General features: G+C 72.2%; 19 protein-coding genes and 3 pseudogenes. 18 read left to right on the top strand and 4 right to left on the bottom strand.

Features of this window, described 5'->3' with window-relative positions:
• Positions 1 to 6: 6 nt before the first annotated feature.
• Both WQO_RS18285 and WQO_RS18280 read right to left on the bottom strand, forming a co-directional pair.
• Positions 7 to 1,833 (bottom strand): CocE/NonD family hydrolase, encoded by a 1,827-nt coding sequence (locus WQO_RS18285; RefSeq protein WP_010063124.1) that lies wholly within the window; start codon positions 1,831 to 1,833, stop codon positions 7 to 9.
• A gap of 79 nt (positions 1,834 to 1,912) precedes the next feature.
• Positions 1,913 to 2,599, bottom strand: a complete 687-nt coding sequence (locus tag WQO_RS18280; protein WP_010063123.1) for a DUF3159 domain-containing protein — start codon at positions 2,597 to 2,599, stop codon at positions 1,913 to 1,915.
• Positions 2,600 to 2,875: 276 nt separating this feature from the next.
• Here WQO_RS18280 and WQO_RS18275 point away from each other — a divergent pair, with 276 nt between their 5' ends.
• The 4 genes and pseudogenes from WQO_RS18275 to WQO_RS35170 form a co-directional block, all read left to right on the top strand.
• Positions 2,876 to 3,514: a hypothetical protein gene (locus WQO_RS18275; protein ID WP_010063122.1), complete on the top strand. Its 639-nt coding sequence runs from the start codon at positions 2,876 to 2,878 to the stop codon at positions 3,512 to 3,514.
• On the top strand, positions 3,511 to 4,521 hold the full coding sequence (locus WQO_RS18270; RefSeq protein WP_010063121.1) for a nucleotidyl transferase AbiEii/AbiGii toxin family protein: 1,011 nt from the start codon (positions 3,511 to 3,513) through the stop codon (positions 4,519 to 4,521). Before WQO_RS18275 ends, WQO_RS18270 begins: the two co-directional genes overlap by 4 nt.
• 200 nt (positions 4,522 to 4,721) lie before the next feature.
• On the top strand, positions 4,722 to 5,834 hold the full coding sequence (locus tag WQO_RS18265) for an NADH:flavin oxidoreductase (protein ID WP_058954210.1): 1,113 nt from the start codon (positions 4,722 to 4,724) through the stop codon (positions 5,832 to 5,834).
• A gap of 137 nt (positions 5,835 to 5,971) precedes the next feature.
• Positions 5,972 to 6,361 (top strand): annotated as a pseudogene (locus tag WQO_RS35170) (MFS transporter); the annotation flags it as partial.
• Here WQO_RS35170 and WQO_RS35165 read toward each other — a convergent pair.
• Positions 6,345 to 6,691 (bottom strand): annotated as a pseudogene (locus WQO_RS35165) (nitrilase-related carbon-nitrogen hydrolase); the annotation flags it as partial. The pseudogenes WQO_RS35170 and WQO_RS35165 sit on opposite strands and share 17 nt — an antisense overlap.
• Before the next feature lie 371 nt (positions 6,692 to 7,062).
• On the opposite strand from WQO_RS35165, the gene WQO_RS18255 reads away from it, so the two are divergent.
• The 14 genes and pseudogenes from WQO_RS18255 (at position 7,063) to WQO_RS18190 (ending at position 19,346) form a co-directional block, all read left to right on the top strand.
• Positions 7,063 to 8,361, top strand: coding sequence for an ATP-binding protein (locus tag WQO_RS18255; protein ID WP_010063114.1), 1,299 nt, complete (start codon positions 7,063 to 7,065; stop codon positions 8,359 to 8,361).
• Positions 8,358 to 8,762 (top strand): roadblock/LC7 domain-containing protein, encoded by a 405-nt coding sequence (locus WQO_RS18250; protein WP_010063113.1) that lies wholly within the window; start codon positions 8,358 to 8,360, stop codon positions 8,760 to 8,762. The genes WQO_RS18255 and WQO_RS18250 overlap by 4 nt, the downstream gene beginning before the upstream one ends.
• Positions 8,759 to 9,133 carry a DUF742 domain-containing protein gene (locus WQO_RS18245; protein ID WP_010063112.1) on the top strand — a complete coding sequence of 125 codons (375 nt, stop codon included), beginning with the start codon at positions 8,759 to 8,761 and terminating at the stop codon, positions 9,131 to 9,133. The genes WQO_RS18250 and WQO_RS18245 overlap by 4 nt, the downstream gene beginning before the upstream one ends.
• Positions 9,108 to 9,698, top strand: a complete 591-nt coding sequence (locus tag WQO_RS18240; RefSeq protein WP_010063111.1) for a GTP-binding protein — start codon at positions 9,108 to 9,110, stop codon at positions 9,696 to 9,698. Before WQO_RS18245 ends, WQO_RS18240 begins: the two co-directional genes overlap by 26 nt.
• 89 nt (positions 9,699 to 9,787) lie before the next feature.
• Complete coding sequence (locus WQO_RS18235) at positions 9,788 to 11,197, top strand: cytochrome P450 family protein (RefSeq protein WP_079055569.1); 1,410 nt, start codon at positions 9,788 to 9,790, stop codon at positions 11,195 to 11,197.
• Positions 11,198 to 11,466: 269 nt separating this feature from the next.
• Positions 11,467 to 12,594: a cytochrome P450 gene (locus WQO_RS18230; RefSeq protein WP_010063109.1), complete on the top strand. Its 1,128-nt coding sequence runs from the start codon at positions 11,467 to 11,469 to the stop codon at positions 12,592 to 12,594.
• On the top strand, positions 12,591 to 13,406 hold the full coding sequence (locus tag WQO_RS18225) for an enoyl-CoA hydratase/isomerase family protein (RefSeq protein WP_058954026.1): 816 nt from the start codon (positions 12,591 to 12,593) through the stop codon (positions 13,404 to 13,406). The genes WQO_RS18230 and WQO_RS18225 overlap by 4 nt, the downstream gene beginning before the upstream one ends.
• A 24-nt stretch (positions 13,407 to 13,430) precedes the next feature.
• Positions 13,431 to 14,405, top strand: coding sequence for a TerC family protein (locus tag WQO_RS18220; RefSeq protein WP_010063105.1), 975 nt, complete (start codon positions 13,431 to 13,433; stop codon positions 14,403 to 14,405).
• A gap of 61 nt (positions 14,406 to 14,466) precedes the next feature.
• A complete protein-coding gene (locus WQO_RS18215; protein ID WP_029182555.1) occupies positions 14,467 to 14,670 on the top strand; it encodes a hypothetical protein in 204 nt (67 codons plus the stop codon).
• Positions 14,671 to 14,790: 120 nt separating this feature from the next.
• Positions 14,791 to 15,182, top strand: a pseudogene (locus tag WQO_RS34465) (VOC family protein).
• Between the two features lie 183 nt (positions 15,183 to 15,365).
• Positions 15,366 to 15,761 carry a TOBE domain-containing protein gene (locus tag WQO_RS18205; protein ID WP_010063102.1) on the top strand — a complete coding sequence of 132 codons (396 nt, stop codon included), beginning with the start codon at positions 15,366 to 15,368 and terminating at the stop codon, positions 15,759 to 15,761.
• 84 nt (positions 15,762 to 15,845) lie between these two features.
• The gene (gene modA / locus WQO_RS18200) at positions 15,846 to 16,655 is read left to right on the top strand and encodes a molybdate ABC transporter substrate-binding protein (RefSeq protein WP_010063101.1); all 810 of its coding nucleotides are present in this window, start codon (positions 15,846 to 15,848) and stop codon (positions 16,653 to 16,655) included.
• Positions 16,656 to 16,917: 262 nt separating this feature from the next.
• The gene (locus WQO_RS18195; protein ID WP_010063100.1) at positions 16,918 to 18,873 is read left to right on the top strand and encodes an ABC transporter permease; all 1,956 of its coding nucleotides are present in this window, start codon (positions 16,918 to 16,920) and stop codon (positions 18,871 to 18,873) included.
• Positions 18,874 to 18,980: 107 nt separating this feature from the next.
• The gene (locus WQO_RS18190) at positions 18,981 to 19,346 is read left to right on the top strand and encodes a PH domain-containing protein (RefSeq protein WP_010063099.1); all 366 of its coding nucleotides are present in this window, start codon (positions 18,981 to 18,983) and stop codon (positions 19,344 to 19,346) included.
• A 19-nt stretch (positions 19,347 to 19,365) separates the two neighbouring features.
• Here WQO_RS18190 and WQO_RS18185 read toward each other — a convergent pair whose 3' ends face one another.
• The gene (locus WQO_RS18185) at positions 19,366 to 20,136 is read right to left on the bottom strand and encodes a peptidoglycan recognition protein family protein (RefSeq protein WP_010063098.1); all 771 of its coding nucleotides are present in this window, start codon (positions 20,134 to 20,136) and stop codon (positions 19,366 to 19,368) included.
• Positions 20,137 to 20,201: the final 65 nt, after the last annotated feature.

The raw sequence follows: 20,201 nt of genomic DNA, 5'->3' as shown, positions 1-20,201 counted from the left end.
GGTGGATCAGGGGGCGTTTTTCGTCCCGCCCTTCGGGGCGGGGAGCGTGAACGTCGGCTTCCCCGAGGGGAGTCGGGTCGTGTACGCGCTGATGTACGTGTCCAGGTACGGTGCGCGCTCACCGGCCGTGGGCGTGTCGTCCAACGGGTCGTCCAGCGCCAGGCCGAGCCGTGCGTTCGTGATCCGTACGGTCTGCTGCGACGGGGTGTCGAGCCAGTCGCCGGTACCGATCGTGCCGATCTCCACGGCCAGCGTGTGGCCCGCGTCCAGGGTCCAGTCGGCCGACTTGAGATCGAGAGCCAACCGGTCCGCGTCCAGGCGGGAGACCTGCTCGTCGAACATCACGGCCTTGCCGTCCTCGGCCACGTCGTACAGCTTGACCATCACGTTCCCCTCACCCTCGGCCGTCATCGAGATCCGCGGGGTGCCGGTGATCCGGGTGGGCCGGTCCAGCGGCCGGGAGCGGACGACGTAACTCGCTCCGGGCGTCTTTCCGCGCTTCCTCGCGGACGACTCGCCAGAGGCCTCTCCGGACTTCCCGCTCGCCGAAGGAGCCTTGCCGGTGTCCGCGTAGACGCCGTCGCCCAGCGGCACGGTCACCGAACGGTCCGCCTCCGGCCAGGTCTTCTGGGCACGCCAGGCGCCGGTGGAGTCCTGGATCGCGTACGGCGGGTGCGCGGCCGCCGGCTTCTCGCCCTTGAGGTGCTGGTCGTAGAACGACATCGTCTCCTCGAACCAGCCCGCACGGCCCATCTCCAGGCGACCCTTCTCGTCCTTCTCGTTGCCCCGCACGTGGTCCCACGGGCCGAGCCAACCGCGCTTCGGGCCCTGGTGGTTGGCCAGGAACTCCCGCATGCCCTCCGGCTTCGTGTTGGACTCGGTGAAGCCCTGGGTGAAGAACAGCGGGGTGTCGGTGCCCTCGGCCTTCTCCGCCTGGTCGCGTTCGGTCCAGTACGGGTCGGCCGGATCGGCGATGCGGTAGCCGTCGGAGTTCTCCACGAAGCACTCCGGGTGCTTCTTCTCGTAGTCGGCGTTGACCCGGTAGCGGGCGTCGTCGTCCTTCATCCCGGGCATCGCCGCGATGGCGTTGTACGTGGTGGCGGTGGCGACGGTGTTCGGGCGCGGCACGCCGTTGGAGTGGATGAGGCGGTAGGCGTCCCACACGGGCTCCTGGGCCACGACCGCCTTGAGGGCGTCCCGGTCCGCGTTGTTGCCGATGAGGCCCGTGAGCGCGTCGAAGGACTTGCCGTACATCCCCACCGCGCCCGTGGACCACGGGCGGTCCGCGCTCCAGTCGATCGCGGCCTCGACGTCGGCCCGGTCGCCGGGCCCGCCGAAGTCCAGGCAGCCGGTGGAGCCGCCGAAGCCGCGCGTGTCCACCATGACGAACGCGTAGCCCTTCTCGAACAGGTCGGTGCCCTTCATGAAGTCCTGGAAGCGCGCCGAGGGGCCGGAGCGTTCGTGGCCCTCGGGGACGATCTCCCCGGCGTGCCCGAAGTACGCGCCCGCCGAGAGGATCACCGGCACCTTCTCGCCCTCGGCCAGGCCCTCCGGCAGCAGCACGTCGGCGTGCAGCTCGGTGTCCGAACCGTCGGACGAGGGGAAGTAGTGCTGGGTCCAGACCGCACCCTCGGGGACACGGTCGTTCTCCTCGTGCGTGACGCCGTCCGTCGCGGTCGCGATGGCCGCCCCGCTCCCGGGCTCCTGGGGAGCCGCGGCGGCGGGGGCCGCCGGGGCGACGAGGGTGACGGTCAGCGCGAGGGCGGTGACGAGTCCGGCGGCGAGCTGGGCCGCCCGGTTCGTGGGTCGGGACGTCGTTCGGCGAGGCTTCACGTGTTCCTCCCGGATCGGGGTGGGGGCGATATCGGAGTGGGGTGGGGTGAGCGGGCCGGAGCCGTGGCGGGACCCCTCTTCAGCGGGCCGCCGGTCCTTCCGCCTTCTTGAGCCGCTTCGCCGAACTCCGGCCCGCCCACAGGACGACGAGCAGGCCCACGGCCAGCAGCGGATAGCCCATGGCGAGCTTCGCGAAGGCAAGCCAGCCGGTCCGGTCCTCGTCGTACAGCCACTGCTGGACGACGAACCGGGCGGCGAAGACGGCGGTCAGGGTGAGCGTGGCGATGTCGTAGGCGCGCCGCGAGGGCTTGTCGCGCAGCCAGGCCGTACCGGTCCCGTTGAGCGCGCCCCAGACGATTCCGGCCAGTGGCCTGCGTACCGCCACCGAGAGCAGGAAGACCGCGGCCAGCGCGAGGTTGGACCAGATGCCCAGCAGGAAGTAGCCCTTGGCCGACCCCGTCTTCCAGGCGACGAACGCGGCGACCGCGACGCCGAACAGGCCGGACAGGGCCGGCTGGAGGGGCTCCTTGCGGACCAGGCGCAGCACGGTGATCGCGAGGCCGGCGCCGAGGGCGGTGACGATGGCGCCCGTCAGGCCGAACGCCGCGTTGGCGACGACGAAGGCGGTGACCGGCACCATGGTGTACACCAGGCCGGCCGGTCCGCCCAGCTGCTCCAGCGTGGTCTGCCGCTTCCCGTGCCTTCCCTGCGTGCTGCCCGGCTCCTGCGCGTCGGGCCCGGTACGGGAGGGGTGTACTGCCGTCATGGTGCGAGATCAACTCCCCTGTCGTCGCCGGGCGATGCGGTGGTCCCCATCGCTCCGGCGGTCTCCGTGATCGTGTGCGTAACGTCGTCACTCCAACCTGCCCGGGTACGGACGCCCGGCGGGATGCCGACTGTCATGGATCCACATGACGGATGTCATGGGCACCGCCAGGCCCGCACCCGGCACCCGGGGCCCTGAGCGTGCAGCCCGGCGCCCGGGTATGCGCGTGCCCGTTCGCATCGGCTGCGGCATGCTGTCCCGGTGTACGAGAGCCATATGACCGTGCTGTGCGCGGGCGACGAACTGCGCAGGCTGGAGCGCTGGGCCGCCCTCCGGCCCGATGTGAAGTTCACGCACATCGCGCTGGCGCGGGGCCGCACGGCCTCCCAGCCGATGCTGACGCTGCGCGGGAGCCGGCCGTCCTACGAGGACGAGCTCGCCGCCGTCCGCGCGACCGGGGCGGCGCTGGCCGGGGACGGGTTCGCCGTGGCGCGCGTGAAGGTCGAGTGCGCGCCGCGGGCGGCGGAGGTCCCGCGCGACGACGCCGATGTCGTGGGGAGTGAACATCCGCACGGCCGACGGCACTTCGAGCACCACGTGAAGCTTCTGCTCGACAAGGCGGACGGAGCGGACGGAGACGCGGCGGACGGTCGCCGGGCCGCCCTCGTCGCGGTGGCCGTACGGCACGGGGCGCACGTCTCGTGGAACGCGCGCCGCGTACGCGCGGACGGGCGGGAGGAGCGCTTCGTCACCCAGCGCTGCCACCGGACGGGCGACCGGCGCGCGGCACTGGCGCTGGACGTACTGCTCGCGGAGCTGGCCGCGCACGGATACGAAGTGGTCGACGTGGAGCGGGAGTACGTGCTCCTGGACAGCGGTCCGGAGCTGGACGAAGGATGGCTGGAGGCGACATGAGCAGCGAGCAGCGCCCGCCCTTTCCCACGGTGGTGCCGGCGGCCGAACCCGTCCGCCCCTCCGCGGGTCTCGACGCACGGCGCCGCTTCCTGGACGCCGTGCCGGGGACGATGGTGCGGGTGATGGACGACGACGCCGTGCAGCGCATCGTCTTCGACCCCGCGCTCAAGCAGTTCCCGAACGCCTTCCGCACCGCCGACCCCGTCTTCCCCTCCCCCGCGGCCACCCGGGCCTGGCAGCGGGCCCGGGCCGCGGTGCTCGCCGCCGTACGGGACGGCGTGGCCGGCTCCCCGTGGGCCGAGGCGCTGGTGGTGCGCGGGAGCGTGCTCATGGCTCTGTGGTTCGGCGAGGAGGCCCGCGAGCCGGGTGACCTGGACTTCGTGGTCGCCCCCGCGTCGTGGCGGATGGAGGAGGGGCGGACCGCGGACCTGCTGGCCGGGGTCGCGGCCGCCGCCGAGGCACAGGCCGCGCGAGGCGCCCACGGGGTGCTGCTCCACGCCGCCGAGGCCGTGTGCGAGGACATCTGGACGTACGAGCGGGTGCCGGGCCGCCGCATGATGCTGCCCTGGGAGGCCCCCGGCACCCCGGGCGGCTGGGTGCAGCTGGACTTCGTCTTCGGCGAGCAGCTGCCCGAGCCGCCCGAGAGGATCGTCCTGCCGTCCGGCGCGGTCCTGTACGGGGCCACGCCCGCGCTCTCCCTGGCCTGGAAGGTGATGTGGCTGATCAACGACAGGTACGCCCAGGGCAAGGACCTCTACGACGCGACCCTGCTCGCGGAGCGGCACCCGCTCCCCTTCGACCTGCTCCAGGAGGTGTTCCGGCTGAGCGGGGAGTGGCCGGAGACCGGGCGGACGCGGGTGGGACGGAAGGACCTGGACGAGGCGCTGGGCTACGTCGAGTGGCATCACTTCGCCGGGGAGTACCCGGCCTTCGAGGGCCGGGGGGAGGAGTTCGCCGGGCGGCTGCGGGCGGCACTGGCCCCGACCTTCGCCGGCGAACCCGGGTGACCCGATCCGGCCAGGTCACCGGAGGGTGACTCCGTTCTTTGCCCACTCTTTACCGTCATCGCGGCCGAAGCCGGGATGTCCACGCGGCCCGGACGTGTTGGCCCCGGGTGGACACCCCCGGCTACGGACAGGACACCGACGTGACAGACACGACGACAGCAGACGCGACGACGGCGAACACGACGGGCGCGGCGGACGTCGTGAGCGCCGCCGACCGTGCCGCGAACGCCCTCTCCCGGCCGTTCTCGGTGCGCGGGCTCACCGCCCGGAACCGGATCGCGATGGCGCCCATGACCCGGCAGTTCTCCCCGGACGGCATTCCGGGACAGGACGTGGCGGACTACTACACCCGCCGCGCCGCCGCCGACGTCGGGCTGATCATCACCGAGGGCACCTACGTCGACCACGAGTCCGCCGGCACCAGCGACCGGGTCCCGCGCTTCCACGGCGAGGCCGCGCTCGCGGGCTGGGCCGACGTCGCGGACTCGGTGCACCGGGCGGGCGGCGCGATCATCCCGCAGCTGTGGCACGTCGGCGTCACCCGCACCGAGGGCGCCGGGCCCGTCCCGGACGCCGAGCCGGTCGGGCCCTCGGGGATCTCCCTCAGCGGCGAGCCCAAGGGCCGCGCCATGACGCAGAAGGACCTCGACGACGTCATCGGCGCCTTCGCCGACGCGGCGGCCGCCGCCGAGCGCCTCGGCTTCGACGGCGCCGAACTGCACGGCGCCCACGGCTACTTGATCGACCAGTTCCTGTGGTCCGGCAGCAACCGGCGTACCGACGGTTACGGCGGGGACCTGGTCGCCCGCACCCGGTTCGCGGCGGAGATCGTGGCCGCCTGCCGCGCCGCCGTGTCCGACGCCTTCCCGCTCTTCTTCCGGATGTCCCAGTGGAAGTCGGACAACTACGAGGCGAAGCTCGCCGAGACCCCGCAGGAGCTGGACGCCCTGCTGACGCCGCTGGCCGAGGCCGGTGTCGACGTCTTCCACGCGTCCACCCGCCGCTACTGGCTCCCGGAGTTCGAGGACTCCGACCTGAACCTGGCCGGGTGGGTGAAGAAGATCAGCGGCCGGCCGACCCTCACCGTCGGCTCGGTCGGCCTGGACGGCGACTTCTTCAGCGCCTTCCAGGGCAACGACTCCAGCGTCACCGGCATCGAGCAGCTGCTGGACCGGATGGAGCGCGACGAGTTCGACATGGTCGCCGTCGGGCGGGCGCTGATCGCCGATCCCGAGTGGGCGTCGAAGACCCTGCGCGGGCGCACCGCCGACATCACGCCGTTCGGTGCGGAGATGCTGAAGACGCTGCACTGACCTTCAGCTGGGCTGCTTCTGCGCCCTGTTCGCCTCCGCCGGAAGCTCCGCCCGGATCACGGCGATCAGGGCGCGGCTCGCCTCGTGGACGGCGGGGCCGGTAGGCCCAGCAGCGCCCGGGCCTCGCGCACCGTGTCATCCACCACCGGCTGCGCGCTCTCACCGTCACGGGCGCCCCGCTGGTCGCGCTCGCCGCGGCGATCCTGGCCGTACTCTCCGACACCACAGCGCTCGTCCACGCGGCCGCCGTGCTGTGGAGCCTGGGCTGGGGCGGCATCCCCACCCTGCTCCAGACCGCCGTGGGCGACGCGGGCGGAGAATCCGCCGACGCCGCCCAGGCGATGCTGGTCACGCTCTGGAACGCCGCCATGGCCGCCGGTGGACTCTTCGGCGGCCTCCTCCTCGACACCCTCGGCAGCACGTCGCTCCCGTGGACCGTCCTGCTGCTCCTGCTGCCGGTGATCGCGGTGGTGCTGTACGCCCGCGACGCGGGTTTTCCGGCCCGGCGGGTCAGCGGGTCCCGGTGAGCGGGCCGTACGCGTCGGGGCGGCGGGTGGTCGGGAACGGGAACAGCTCCAGCCAGTCGCGGCGGACGTGCAGGTCGAGGTCCGCGACGAGGACGGCGGGCTCGTCGCGGGGGGCCTGGGCCAGGACGCGGCCGTACGGGTCCACGATGAACGAGCCGCCGTAGAAGGTGAGGCCGTTCTCGGCGCGGATGCGGTTCGGATGTGGGTCTTCCGGGTGCGCTGGGCGAGGGTGCCGTCGGGGGCGACCAGGATCGCGGTGTTGCAGCCGAGGCCGTCGTCCTCGCCGCCGGGTGCCGGGGCCTTCCCGTACAGGGAGGCGTGGACGTCCACCGGTTCGCCGGGCTGACCCACCGCACACCGGGGCCGGATCGGATATCGCGCTCCCGTGTGCCCAACTCGCCACCGCATGAAGGGAGTCCGGCCGGAACCCCCTCCTCCACATCTCCGCAACGTGAACATTCTGCGTCAAGTGGCGACGGGCGTGGCGGCCTTGACTTCTCGTCGCGCAGCCGGTGATAAGATCATCTTACTTCCAGTGGGCTGATGGCGTATGGGGGCATTCCGGGAGGAATGGATTCCTCGGCCCCACCTTCGGAGGGGCACCTCCCGAAGCGGCGCACGGTCGCGGCGAACGAGCCCTGGTCGCGTGCCGCCTGACGGGGTGTCAAGCCGTTTCCGCCATGGCACTTGAAGTGAGTCTCATGACATTTGCACAGGGCCCTCTCGTCTGGGCGCTGGTGGTCGTAGCCCTGGTCGCCGTGGGTGCCGTTCTGCGCGCTCGCGCGACCAACGTCAAGCTCCGCAGGAACCACGCCGAGCTGCGCCAGGAGCGCGACGCCCTCCTCCACCAGCGGGACGAACTCCACGTCGTCCACAACACTCTGCTCCAGCGTCAGTCCGCCGAACTCGCGGAGGTCCGCAAGGACGCCGAGGAGGAGACCAAGGCCGTCCTCAAGGCGGCCGTCCGCACCCTCCAGGGCCTCGCCGACGAGCAGCAGGTCGTGATCGAGAAGGCCCAGCGCAAGTACGGCGACGACCCCGGGATCCTCGCCGACCTGATGGCCATGGACCACGCCAACAGCCAGTTCGGCCGGCGTGCCCAGGGCATCGCCGTGCTCTGCGGCGGCTGGCTCGGCCGGCGCGAGACCGTGGCCTCCGTCTTCGACGTGGCCCGCAGCGCCCAGGGCCGCATCCGGCACTTCGACCGGGTCCGGGTCAACGGCCAGGTGAACTTCTCCGTCGTCAGCCGCGCGGTCGAACCGGTCGCCGTGGTCCTCGCCGAGCTGCTCGCCAACGCCACGAACTACTCCGCCCCCGGCACCCCGGTCGAGATCAACATCCAGGCCGTGCCGACGGGTGTCTGCCTCATCGTCGACGACGCCGGTCTCGGCATGGGCCAGGAGGAGAAGGACCGCGCGGCGGCCCTCCTCTCCCCCCAGGCCGCGATCAGCGTCTCCAGCCTCGGTATTCCGCCGCAGTTCGGGTTCGCCGTCTCCGGGATGCTCGCCGCCCGCTACGGCTTCCGGGTCTCGGTGGACTCCGTTTCCCCCTATGGAGGCGTACGCGCGGTGGTCCTCATCCCCGACGAACTGCTCACCACCGAGGCGCCGCCCGCGGCAGCGCCGGCCGAGGCCCCCGAAGCGGCGCTCTCCCCGGCGCCGCAGGTCCGGCAGCCGGACCAGTGGCAGGCCCGGGCACACTCCCAGGCCCAGCCCCACCCCCAGCACCAGGCGCAGGCCCCGAGCCCGGCCCCCGCGCCGACCCCGCTCTTCCCGCCCGTTCCCCAGCCGGACACCGCCACCCAGCCGCTCGCCCAGATCACCACCACCGCCGGCGGTCTGCCGAAGCGTCGTCGCAAGAGCCCGGTCTCCGCGGTGCCCTCGGCCGAAGCGGGACCCGCGCGCAGCAACGAGGAGACCGCGTCGCGGCTCGGCGCGTTCCAGCGCGGCACCCGGTCCGGACGCGACACGACGACGACGGAAGGACCCGAGTTCCAGTGAACCCCGATCTGTCCTGGGTACTCAACGACCTGCTCCAGGTACCCGGCGCCCGGCACGCGATCCTGGTGTCCGCGGACGGCCTGCTGCTCGCCAACTCCAGCGAGATCGGCCGGGACGACGCGGAGACCGTCGCCGCGGCCATGAGCTCCATGCAGTCCCTCAGCCGGGCCGTCGCCCCCTTCATCGGCACCCGTGACCCGGGCAGATGGCGGCAGACGCTCCTGGAGTACGAGGACGGCTGGATCTTCCTGATCGCCGCCGGCACCGGCGCCTACCTCGCCGCCACCGCCGCCGCCGATGTGGACATGGAGGCGATGTCCTTCCGCATGCAGCAGCAGGTCACCGCACTGGGCAAGGCGATGACCACGCCGCCCCGCCGCACCGCGGACAGCGAGATATGACGGCGCCGGGCGAGGAGCAGCAGGTCAGCAGCGGGTTCGTCCGGTCCTATGTCATCACCGGCGGGCGGGGGCTGCCCGACGCGGAGGATCTCTCCCTCGTCACGCTGGTCACCCTCGCCCCCGAGAGCCAGCCGCCGCCGAACCCGGGCCCCGAGGTCAGGGCGATCTGGGAGCTGTGCTCCGGCGGCTACCTCTCGGTGGCCGAGGTCGCCGGCCACCTCGGCCTGCCGGTCGGGGTGGCCCGTCTCCTGCTCCAGGATTTACACCAGCAGGGACACCTGCTGCGCCGGAAGGCGCCGCCGCCGGCCCAGCTCGTTGACAGGAAGATCCTCGAAGAGGTGTTGCATGGACTCCAAGTCCGGTTCGGCTGAGAGCATCTATGTGCCGGACGCGGTCCAGCGCGCGGCGAAGATCCTCGTCGTCGGGCACTTCGCGGTGGGCAAGACGACGCTGATCGGCACCCTGTCCGAGATCACGCCGCTGCGCACCGAGGAGCGGATGACCCAGGCCGCCGCCCAGGTCGACGATCTGCGCGGGGCGCCCGACAAGACGACGACGACGGTCGCCCTGGACTTCGGCCGGCTCACCCTCAGCGACGAGCTGGTGCTCTACCTGTTCGGTACGCCGGGGCAGCAGCGGTTCGTGGAGCTGTGGGAGGACATGGCGCGCGGTTCGCTGGGCGCGCTGCTCCTGGTCGACCCGGCGCGGCTCGCCGACACGTTCCCCGTCATCGACCTCGTCGAGACGTACGGGCTGGAGTACGCGGTCGCCGTCAACAGCTTCGACCCGTACTCGCAGCACGCCGAGAACGAACTGCGCGAGGCGCTCGACCTGCTGCCCGACACCCCGGTCGTCTTCTGCGACGCCCGGGACCAGAAGTCCTCCGCGCACGCCCTGATCACCCTGGTCCGCCACCTCCTGACGCACGCGACCTGACGCGTACGCGGCCCGACGCGCACACCACGACGTAGACGTATACGAAGCCGGGGCCACGACGGCCCCGCGATCACACCGAGGAAGCCGCCATGGATCCGCAGCCGGGAGCCACCCCGTACAGCGCCCCCGCCGGGTGCCCCATGCACCAGCAGCAGACGTCGCTGTACGGACCGGAGTTCGCCGCCGATCCGCACCGCTTCTACGACGCGGCCCGCACCCACGGCCCCGCCGCGCCCATCGAGCTGGCCCCCGGGGTGGACGCCACGCTGATCGTGCAGCACGAGGCGGCGCTGCGGGTCCTCCAGAACCCGGCGCTGTTCGCCCGGGACTCGCGGCGCTGGGCCGCGCTGCGCGAGGGCGCCGTTCCCATGGACAGCCCGGTGCTGCCGATGATGATCTACCGGCCCAACTGCCTGTTCACCGACGGCGCGGAGCACCTGCGGCTGCGCAAGGCGGTCACCGAGTCGCTGGCCCGGCTCAACAGCAGCCGGCTGAGCCGGGACGTCGAGCGGATCGCCGACTACCTGATCGACCAGTTCATCGAGCGCGGCACCGCCGACCTGCTCAACGAGTACGCCAAGCTCCTGCCGCTGCTCCTGTTCAACCAGCTCTTCGGCTGCCCCGGTGACATCGGCGACCGGCTGACCCGCTCGATGTCCGCGATCTTCGACGGCGAGGACGTGCTGCGCGCCAACGCCGAGCTCACCGAGTGCCTGATGGAGCTGGTCTCGATCAAGCGCCGCCAGCCCGGCGACGACATCACCTCCTGGCTCATCCAGCACCCGGCGGGGCTGCGGGACGAGGAGCTGAAGGACCAGCTGGTGATGCTGATGGGCGCGGGCGTGGAGCCGGAGCGCAATCTGATCGGCAACGCGCTGCTGCTGATGCTCGCCGGCGAGCAGCCTGGCGCGCCCGAGCGGCGCGGCTCGGGGATGCTCGTCGAGGACGCGCTGGACGACGTCCTGTGGAACAACCCGCCGATCGCCAACTACGCCACGCACTACCCGGTGCGGGACATCGAGCTGGACGGGGTGGTGCTGAAGGCGGAGACGCCCGTGCTGATCAGCTTCGCCGCCGCGAACAGCGACCCGGGGCTCACCGACGCCCGCCAGACCCTCAGCAAGGGCGCCCATCTGGCCTGGGGCGCGGGCCCGCACGTGTGCCCGGCCAAGTCGCCCGCGACGCTGATCGCGCTGACCGCGATCGAGAAGATCCTCAACACCGTCCCGGACCTCGCGCTGGCCGTGCCCGCCTCGGGGGTGGCCTGGCGTCCGGGCCCGTTCCACCGGGCCCTGGTCGCGCTGCCCGTACGGTTCACCCCGACCGCCGCGCGGCGTACGGCGGCCGGGGTGCAGCCGCCGGCGCAGACCTCGGCCCAGCTTTCCGACCCGTACCGGAGCGCCACCTCCGCGGCGCCGGTGACACCCCGTCACGCAGCAGGGCCGGCCAAGAAGCAGAAGGGCTGGTGGAGTTCGTTCCTGGACGTGTTCCGCGTATGACTCACAGCCCGACAATTCGCGTGCGAGAACGGGCATTTGCGACGATTGCATGTGACGGGGGCAACAGAGATCGATGCTTGGCGCAGATATCCGGAAGGGTAGGTTCAGGTCGGTAACCCCGGGCCTAGGTCAAGGAACTCTGCGTGAGCATCACTGGTGGTACAGGCAGGAACCCGGACGGCCGGCGCGCGGTCATCGGTCTGCTCCGCAGACTCAATTCACCCGAAGGCCAGGCCGAACCGTACGGAATACTCGCGGAGCTGCGGACGATGGGTGACGTCGTCCGGGCTCCGTGGAACGGCTATTTCGTCACCGGGTTCGACACCTGCAGCCAGGTGCTCCGGGGCCGTGACTGGCTCGCCCCGGATCTCGCCTGGCAGGAGAGGCAGGACGACTCCAAGCAGTGGGACGCGATCGCGACCCGGGAGATGACCACCACCCTCGCCCGGCTCAACGCCCCCGAGCACACCTGCCAGCGCCGCTCACTCGGCAACCTCTTCGACCGTTCCACCATCGAACGCCTCGCCCCCGACGTCGAGCGCGACGCCGACCGGCTGCTGGACGAGCTGGCGGAGAAGCTCCGCTGGGGCGAGGCCGACTTCGTCTCCACGGTCAGCGAGCAGCTGCCGATCAGCACCGTCGGCTCCTGGCTGGGGATACCGCCCGAGGACCACCCGCACATCCTGGAGATCACCCACAACCAGGTGTTCGCCCAGGAGCTGCTGCCCACCAAGTCTCAGCTCGCCGTCTCCGCCGAGGCGACCCTGGCGCTGCGCGCCTACTTCACCGAGCTGGTCGCACGCCGCCGGGCCGAGCCCCGCCACGACGTGCTGACCGGCTGGATCCACACCTGGGACGCGATGGAGCCGGACCGGGAGAAGGCGGACGAGATCCTCTACCGGCTCACCATGTTCGTCACCATCGCCTCGCTGGAGACCACCGCGACGCTGCTCACCTCGATGACCCACCTGCTGACCGAGCCCACCCGGTGGGCGTGGCTGCGGCAGTACCCGGAACACATCGACGCGGCCGTGGACGAGGTGCTGCGCTACGACCCGCCCATCCACATCAACACCCGGATCGCCGCCGAGGACACCGTCCTGGCCGGGGTCCCCGTCAAGAAGGACAGCATGATCCACGTCCTGTACGGAGCGGCCAACCACGATCCGCGGCGGAACCCGGATCCGGACGGCTTCGACATCCTGCGCGGCGGCAGCCACCTCACCTTCGGCGGCGGGGTGCACTACTGCCTGGGCGCGGCGCTGGCCAAGCTGGAGGCGCGGACCCTGCTCGCACGGATGCTGGACCGTTTCCCCACCCTGCGGACGGCCGGGCCGCCGGAGTACGCCACCCGGATGGTCTTCCGCCGGATCACCTCGCTGGGCGTGGCGCTGTGAAGCTCTCGCTGCCCGACTTCCTGACCTCGAACGACCGCTCGACGACGGTACGCACCCGGCGCGAGGGCGCCGTCCTGCACGTGGAGCTGAACGCGCCCGCGAGCGGGAACGCGGTGACCGAGGCGATGCTCGACGAGCTGCTGGACATCGTCGCCGTCCCGGACCCGGAGGTGCGGGTGCTGGTGCTCGGCGCGGCGGGGGACGACTTCTGCCTGGGCGGGGACCGTACCGAGTTCGGCCAGTGGCTGGAGGAGGACCCGGCGGGCCGGGGCATCCGGGTCGCCGGGGAGAAGGCCCGCCGGGTCTGCGAGGCGCTCTCCGGCGGCCGGGCGGTGACCATCGCCCGGGTGCAGGGCAAGGCGGTCGGCGCGGGGTTCGCGCTGGCCCTCGCCTGCGATCTGCGGGTCGGCGCGGAGAACGCCTCCTTCCGGCTGCCGGAGCTGGCGCTCGGGCTGCCGACCGCCTGGGGCGGGCTGCTGCCCCGGCTGATCCACGAGGTGGGCGCGGCCCGGGTCCGCGAGCTGATCCTGACCGGCCGGGCCTTCGGCGCCGCCGAGGCCCGCGAGCTGTCCGTGCTCCAGCGGGTGGTGCCCGAGGCGGAGCTGGACGACGCGGTCGCCGCCTGGGCGAAGCCGGTGGTCCGCCGCCCGGAGGCCGCGCTGCGGGTCACCAAGGCGCTGCTGAACTCCTACGCCGCCGCCACCCGACTGGCCGACCCCTCGTTCCTCGACGCGGAGCTGATGGCCTCGGTCGCGGCCGTCACCCGGCGCTCCCCGGCGGGCGGCAACGGGACGGGCGGGTCACACTCGTAAAAACCCGAGTGGGAGGTCTCCGGCGTGGACGTACCGGTGTGGCTGTGGATCGTGTTCGCCGTGACCGTCGTCGTCTCGCTGACGGTCGACCTCCTGGCGCACCGCAAGGCGCATGTCATCGGCTTCAAGGAGGCCGGACTGTGGAGCGCCCTGTGGGTGGGTCTCGCGCTGGTCTTCGGCGGGGTCGTCTTCCTGACGCTCGGGACGACCGCCGGAACGGAGTACACGACCGCGTGGCTGCTGGAGAAGAGCCTCTCGGTCGACAACCTCTTCGTCTTCGCGCTGATCTTCGCGTATTTCAAGGTGCCCCGGGAGTACCAGCACCGGGTGCTTTTCTACGGTGTCATCGGCGCCCTGGTGTTCCGGGCGCTCTTCCTGACCGCCGGTGTCGCGGTGGTGAACCGCTTCACGTTCGTCCTGTTCCTCTTCGCCGCGATCCTTTTCTACAGCAGCTACAAAATCCTCAGCGGCCAGGAGGAGAATTTCGACCCCGGCAAGAGCTTCGCGGTGCGGGCGCTGCGGAAGGTCATGCCGGTCCAGGACGAGTATTCCGGCACGCATTTCGTCGTCCACAAGGAGGGGCGGCGCATCGCCACGCCGCTGCTCGCGGTGGTCGCCGCGATCGAGGCGGCCGACCTCATCTTCGCGGTCGACAGCGTGCCCGCGGTGCTCGCGGTCAGCGACGACCTGTTCATCGTCTACACCAGCAACGCGTTCGCGATCCTGGGGCTGCGGGCCCTGTACTTCCTGCTGGCGGGGCTGCTGGACCGGTTCCACTACCTCAGCCACGGCCTGGCGATCATCCTCGCCTTCATCGCGGTCAAGCTCATCCTCCAGGCGTCCCACAAGATGATCAGCACCTCGATCCCGGAGATCCCGTCGCCGGTGAGTCTCGCGGTGATCGTCGTGATTCTGGCGGTGTCGGTGACCCTGAGCATGCGCCGTCCGCCGCAGAACCAGGACGGTGCGGACGCCTCCGGCACCGATACGGACAAGTAAGTCAGAGGCAAAGCAAAGGGAAAGACTTCCCCAAATCCTCCGCCGCGCCTATCGTGAGTAAATGGACAGCAAAAAGCGTGACCTCCACCAGCGGGCCGCTTTCATGTGCCCCACCTGCAAACAGTCCGTCCCCTCCGAGATCCACCGCCACAAGTCCCTCGGGATCTTCGTCCCGGTATGGCGCGCGGGCCCCTGCGAGAACCCCGACTGCGCGGAATACGCCGCCGCCCCGGAGCAGAACTCCCGGCACCGCTCACGCCACTGAGACTCCCCGGCCGGGGGCCGGTCCGCCCGACGCGCGGACCGGCCCCCGGCTGACTGGCGTGGGCGATGACGGTGGGGCCGAAGGCAGGACTCGGGGACGTGAGGGAAGGACCGGCACGCCATGGCTGTACAACCCGAGGGCACCCCGTGCTGGGCGGACGCCATGTTCGCCGACGTCGAGGGCGCGAAGAGCTTCTACACGGACGTGCTCGGCTGGACGTTCGGCGAGATCCAGGCGGAGTTCGGCTACCACACACAGGCGTACGCGAACGGCAAGGCGGCCGCCGCCGTGTCCCCGAGGTGCCCTCCTACGTCAACGTGTACTTCGCCGTCCCCGACTGCGACGCGGCGGTGGCGAGGACGACCGAACGCGGCGGGGCGCTGCACTTCGGACCGGCGGACAGCCCGTTCGGCCGGTTCGCGGTGCTCGGCGACCCGCAGGGCGCGGCGTTCGCCGTGATCGACGTGACCACCACCCAGGGCGGGATGCCGGACATGAGCCCGATGGCCTGACCCGGGCCGTCAGCCGCCGACGGGCCGCGACCGGGAGACCGGCGCGGCCCGTCTCCCTGCCCGCCGCGCACCCCTCCGAGGGCTCCACGGCGTCCGTAGATTCCTCCGACGCCCCTCGCATCTGCGATGGAACATCGTCCAGAGAATGGCAGATGCCACCCCTATTGGCCTAGCGTGTCGCACATGCAGTCCTACACAATCGGCCAGGCAGCACGACTTCTCGGGGTCAGCCCCGACACCGCCCGCCGCTGGGCGGACGCCGGCCGGGTCGCGACCCATCGCGACGAGGCCGGCCGCCGTCTCATCGACGGCCGCGCGCTGGCCGCCTTCTCGATCGAGGTCGGCCAGAGTGCGGGCGGCGAGGACGAGGACCCCTACACCTCGGCCCGCAACGCGTTCCCGGGCATCGTCACCGCGGTCAAACTCGGCGACGTCGCGGCCCAGGTCGAGATCCAGGCCGGGCCGCACCGGCTCGTCTCGCTCCTGACCCGGGAGGCGGTGGAGGAGCTGGGCCTGGAGGTCGGCATGCAGGCGACCGCCCGCGTGAAGTCGACCAGCGTGCACATCGACCGCACCTGAGCCCGCCCCGTACTGCCGTACCGCACCCGCGCGTACGCCCACGTCCCGCGCCTCACGCCCACGCATCCAAGGAGCCTCACCCTCATGTCTCTCCTGCTCACCCGCCGCCGCGCGGCCGCCGCCGTCCTGACCGCCGCGCTCCTCGTCCCGCTCGCCGCCTGCGGCAACGACGACAAGAAGGACGCGGACAGCGGCTCCGAGGCCACTTCGTCCGCGTCCGGCGCCCCGAAGGCCGATCTGACCGTGCTGGCCGCGTCCTCCCTGACGGACGTCTTCAAGGAGGCGGGGGCCGCGTACGAGAAGGCGAACCCCGGCACGAAGGTGACGTTCTCCTTCGCGGGCTCCCAGGAGCTGGCCGCCCAGGTCAAGCAGGGCGCCCCCGCCGACGCCCTCGTCACCGCCGACACGAAGACGATGGACGGCCTCTCCGGCGACACCGGCAAGCCCACCGTCATCGCCAAGAACCGCCTGGTCATCGCCACCGGCGAGGGCAACCCGGAGAAGGTCGAGAACCTGAAGGACCTCGCCGACCCGAAGCTGAAGGTCGTCCTGGCCGCCCCCGAGGTGCCGGTGGGCCGCTACAGCCAGCAGATCCTCGACGCGCAGAAGATCGAGGTGAAGCCGGTCTCCCAGGAGCCCAACGTCCGCGCGGTCCTCAGCAAGGTCGAGCTGGGCGAGGCGGACGCCGGGCTCGTCTACAAGACCGACGCCGCGACCGCCACCGACAAGGTCGACGCGATCGAGATCCCGGACGCGGAGAACGCCATCGCCTCCTACCCGGCCGCCACGCTGAAGGCGTCGAAGCACAGCGAGGCGGCCGCCGCGTTCGTCGCCTGGCTCTCCACGCCCGAGGCGCAGAAGATCCTCCAGGGCGCGGGCTTCCAGCAGCCGTAACCGCACCCCGGCCGACCGCCCCGTACACGCCGACCACCCCGCCCCGGCCGGCACCCCCGTACGCGCGACCGCCCCGTCAGCGCCGACCGCCCCGCGCTCGGCCGACACCCCGTACGCGGTCCGACACCCCGCGCTCGGCCGACACCCCGTACGCGGTCCGACACCCCGTACGCGGCCGACACCCCCGTACGTCCCGGCGGGCCCGTACCGTCCTACGAGCCCGCCGGGCACCGCCCGTCCCCCGCCGCCCGACGAGGTCACCATGAAACGACCGGCACTCCGCCGTACGCCCGGGGCCCGCGCGCCCCTGCTGCTGACGGTGCCCGCCCTGCTGGCCGTGGCGTTCCTGATGCTGCCGCTCGTCGGGATCCTGGTCCGCACCTCCTGGGACGAGCTGGGCGACCACCTCACCGCCGAGGCCACCACCGAGGCGCTGCGGCTCTCGCTGCTGGTCTCCATGTGGGCCCTCGGGCTCTCCCTGCTGCTCGGGGTGCCGCTGGCCTGGCTGCTGGCCCGGGTGCCGTTCCCCGGCAAGGCGTTCGTCCGTTCGCTGGTGCTGCTGCCGATGGTGCTGCCGCCCACGGTGGGCGGTGTCGCGCTGCTGCTGGCGTTCGGGCGGCGCGGGCTGCTCGGCCCCTGGCTGGAGGACACGTTCGGCGTCACGCTCCCCTTCCACACCTCGGGGGCCGTGCTCGCGGCGACGTTCGTCGCGATGCCGTTCCTGGTCATCTCGCTGGAGGGCGCGCTCGGCGGGCTCCGCCCCCGGTACGAGGAGACCGCCGCCTCGCTCGGGGCCTCCCCGATCCGGGTGTTCCTCACCGTGACACTGCCGATGGTCGCCCCCGGGCTCATCGCCGGGGCCGCCCTGACCTGGGCGCGGGCGCTCGGCGAGTTCGGCGCGACCATCACCTTCGCCGGGAACCTCCCCGGCACCACGCAGACCCTGCCGCTCCAGGTCTATCTGCTGCTCCAGGACTCGCCGGAGGCCGCCACCTCCGTGTCGCTGCTGCTCCTGGCCATCGCGATGATCGTGCTCATCGCGCTGCGGGGCCGCTGGACCGGCACCCCGGGCGACCACCGGGACCCCGCGAGCCGTGCGGCGGCGGCCCGCCCCGAGGACCCGGCCGCCCCGGCCCCGCTCCCCGAACCGGCCCCGGGCCTCCCGCGGAAGTCCGCGCCCGAGCCCTGGCCGCTGCACGCCGACGTCACCGGCTTCACCCGCCTCACCCTGGACGCCGGGCCCGGCACCACCATCGCGGTGGTCGGCCCCAACGGCGCGGGCAAGACGACGCTCCTGCGGGCCCTCCTCGGCCTCACCCCCCGCGCCCACGCCGCACTCCGCCTCGGCGACGACGACGTCACCGGCCTCCCCCCGCACCGCCGGGGCGTGGCCTGGGTCCCCCAGGACGGCGCCCTCTTCCCGCACCTGAGCGCCCTGACCAACACGGCGTACGGGCTCCGCGCCCACGGCGTGCCGCGCGCCGAGGCCCGCCGCGAGGCCCAGGGCTGGCTGGACCGGCTCGGGGTGGGCCACCTCGCCCACCGGAAGCCCGCCCAGCTCTCCGGCGGCCAGGCCCAGCGGGTCGCCCTGGCCCGCGCCCTGGCGGCCCGCCCGCGCCTCCTGCTGCTGGACGAACCGCTCGCCGCCCTCGACCAGACCACCCGGGCCCGGGTCCGGCACACCCTGCGCGGGCACCTCGCGGAGTTCGGCGGGGTCTGTCTGATCGTCACCCACGACCCGGTCGAGGCGGTCTCGCTGGCCGACCGGGTCCTGGTGCTGGAGGACGGCCGGGCCCTCCAGGACGAGCCGCCCGCCGAGGTCACCCGGCACCCGCGCTCGCCCTGGGTGGCCCGGATGCTGGGCCGCAACGCCTGGCCCGGCACCGCCACCGCCGACGGCCTGGCCCTGGAGGGCGGCGGCCATCTCGTGGTCGCCGAGCCGCTCCCGGCGGGCACGGACGCGCTGGCGGTCATCGCGCCGGAAGCCGTCTCCGTACACCGGGAGCGGCCCACCGGATCCCCGCGCAACGTCTGGCCGGGCACGGTCCGCGAGATCACCTCCGGGGGCAGCCGACTGCGGCTGCTCATCACCTCGGACGAGGCCCCGGACCTGGTCGCGGAGATCACCCCGGGGGCCGCGGCCGAGCTGGGCATCGCCGACGGGAGCGCCGTCTGGACCAGCGTAAAGGCGACGGAGGCGACGGTCGTACCGCTGTAGCGGAGAGGACTGCGGGAGGTGTCGGCAGGCCGGCCCCGGGAACCAGAGACACCACCGCGGACGTACTTCTTAGGACTCTTGACGCACCTTCGGAGAAACGGGGACCCATGGCACTGTTCGGCAACGCCCACACGATCAACCCGGCCACCGCCCAGCAGGACTACGCGAAGCTGCTCGGGCAGGGCGAGCAGGTGCACGCCGCGTTCCTGCTGATCCGCGACACCATCCTGTTCACGGACCGGCGGCTCATCCTCGTCGACAAGCAAGGCATCACCGGCAAGAAGACCGAGTACCACTCCGTTCCGTACCGCAGCATCACGCACTTCGCCGTCGAGACGGCCGGGACGTTCGACCTCGACGCCGAGCTGAAGATCTGGATCTCGGGCACCCCGACGCCGCTCCAGAAGACGTTCACCAAGGGCGTCGACATCTACGAGGTGCAGGCGATACTCACGCAGTTCGTCGCCCGCTAGCCACTTCCGGGGACGCGGCTCAGAGGGACGGGCGCAGCCGGGCCGCCGCCGAGTGACCGGGGACGGTGGCCCGCAGCTTCGCGGCGCGCTCCCGCAGTGCGGGCAGCAGCGCGTAGAGCGCGTCGCCGGGGCAGCGGGTCTCGAAGCTGTCGCGGTGGCCGGAGATGACGTGCAGCCGGGCCACCTGCCCCTCGTCGAAGCGGCTCTCGTCGTTCGTCGAGACCAGCTCGACGCTGCCCAGCGGGTCCGCCCCGGGCCGCAGCTTCCAGGCGGCGAGCCGCACCAGCGCGTCCATCATCGGCTTCGGCACCTCGGCCCCCGGGCCGAAGTTCCCGATCGCCGCGATGCCGACCGTGTCGGCGTTGAACCCCTTGGTGTGCGCGCCGAGCACCGAGCGGCCGACACCGCCGGCCCGGCCCTCGTAGATGGTGCCGCAGCGGTCGACGAGGAAGTTGTAGCCGATGTCGTCCCAGCCGTCCTGCCGGATGTGGTCGCGCTGGACGGCCCGGATCAGCTCGGGGGCGTCCGCGCAGTCGTAGTCGTTGGGGTTGCCGGTGTGGTGGACGAAGACCGCCCGCGCCGCGCCCGTGTAGTGCGGACCCTCCCGGACCAGCTTCTCGTCCGCGTGCCAGTCCCGGCGGCTGACCATGGCCGGCTGCGGGAGACCGCGCGGCGGGCGGGGTCCGGTGGCCAGCTCCGCCCCCGGCGCGCGCAACGCCGGACCGTCCCCGAACACCAGGAGGGCCAGGGGCAGGACCAGAACGCCCAGGACGAGTCGGCGGGACCACATGGACTCCACCCTGCGCCCTGACCTCCGGGTTCGCAGAGGAGCGGGCCGTTCGGGTGACAGGGCGC

This window comes from Streptomyces globisporus C-1027 (assembly GCF_000261345.2).
Classification (GTDB): Bacteria; Actinomycetota; Actinomycetes; order Streptomycetales; family Streptomycetaceae; genus Streptomyces; species Streptomyces pakalii.
Note: the sequence above shows the minus strand (reverse complement) of the source record. Positions and strands in the feature narration are given on the sequence as shown.

Bases quoted from the DNA above. Each gene is read 5' to 3' on its own strand.
- WQO_RS18280 (WP_010063123.1), bottom strand. From the start codon at position 2,599: ATGACGGCAGTACACCCCTCCCGTACCGGGCCCGACGCGCAGGAGCCG.
- WQO_RS18275 (WP_010063122.1), top strand. From the start codon at position 2,876: ATGACCGTGCTGTGCGCGGGCGACGAACTGCGCAGGCTGGAGCGCTGG.
- WQO_RS18270 (WP_010063121.1), top strand. From the start codon at position 3,511: ATGAGCAGCGAGCAGCGCCCGCCCTTTCCCACGGTGGTGCCGGCGGCC.
- WQO_RS18255 (WP_010063114.1), top strand. From the start codon at position 7,063: ATGACATTTGCACAGGGCCCTCTCGTCTGGGCGCTGGTGGTCGTAGCC.
- WQO_RS18245 (WP_010063112.1), top strand. From the start codon at position 8,759: ATGACGGCGCCGGGCGAGGAGCAGCAGGTCAGCAGCGGGTTCGTCCGG.
- WQO_RS18240 (WP_010063111.1), top strand. From the start codon at position 9,108: ATGGACTCCAAGTCCGGTTCGGCTGAGAGCATCTATGTGCCGGACGCG.
- WQO_RS18235 (WP_079055569.1), top strand. From the start codon at position 9,788: ATGGATCCGCAGCCGGGAGCCACCCCGTACAGCGCCCCCGCCGGGTGC.
- WQO_RS18230 (WP_010063109.1), top strand. From the start codon at position 11,467: ATGGGTGACGTCGTCCGGGCTCCGTGGAACGGCTATTTCGTCACCGGG.
- WQO_RS18215 (WP_029182555.1), top strand. From the start codon at position 14,467: ATGGACAGCAAAAAGCGTGACCTCCACCAGCGGGCCGCTTTCATGTGC.
- WQO_RS18205 (WP_010063102.1), top strand. From the start codon at position 15,366: ATGCAGTCCTACACAATCGGCCAGGCAGCACGACTTCTCGGGGTCAGC.
- modA (WP_010063101.1), top strand. From the start codon at position 15,846: ATGTCTCTCCTGCTCACCCGCCGCCGCGCGGCCGCCGCCGTCCTGACC.
- WQO_RS18195 (WP_010063100.1), top strand. From the start codon at position 16,918: ATGAAACGACCGGCACTCCGCCGTACGCCCGGGGCCCGCGCGCCCCTG.
- WQO_RS18190 (WP_010063099.1), top strand. From the start codon at position 18,981: ATGGCACTGTTCGGCAACGCCCACACGATCAACCCGGCCACCGCCCAG.
- WQO_RS18185 (WP_010063098.1), bottom strand. From the start codon at position 20,136: ATGTGGTCCCGCCGACTCGTCCTGGGCGTTCTGGTCCTGCCCCTGGCC.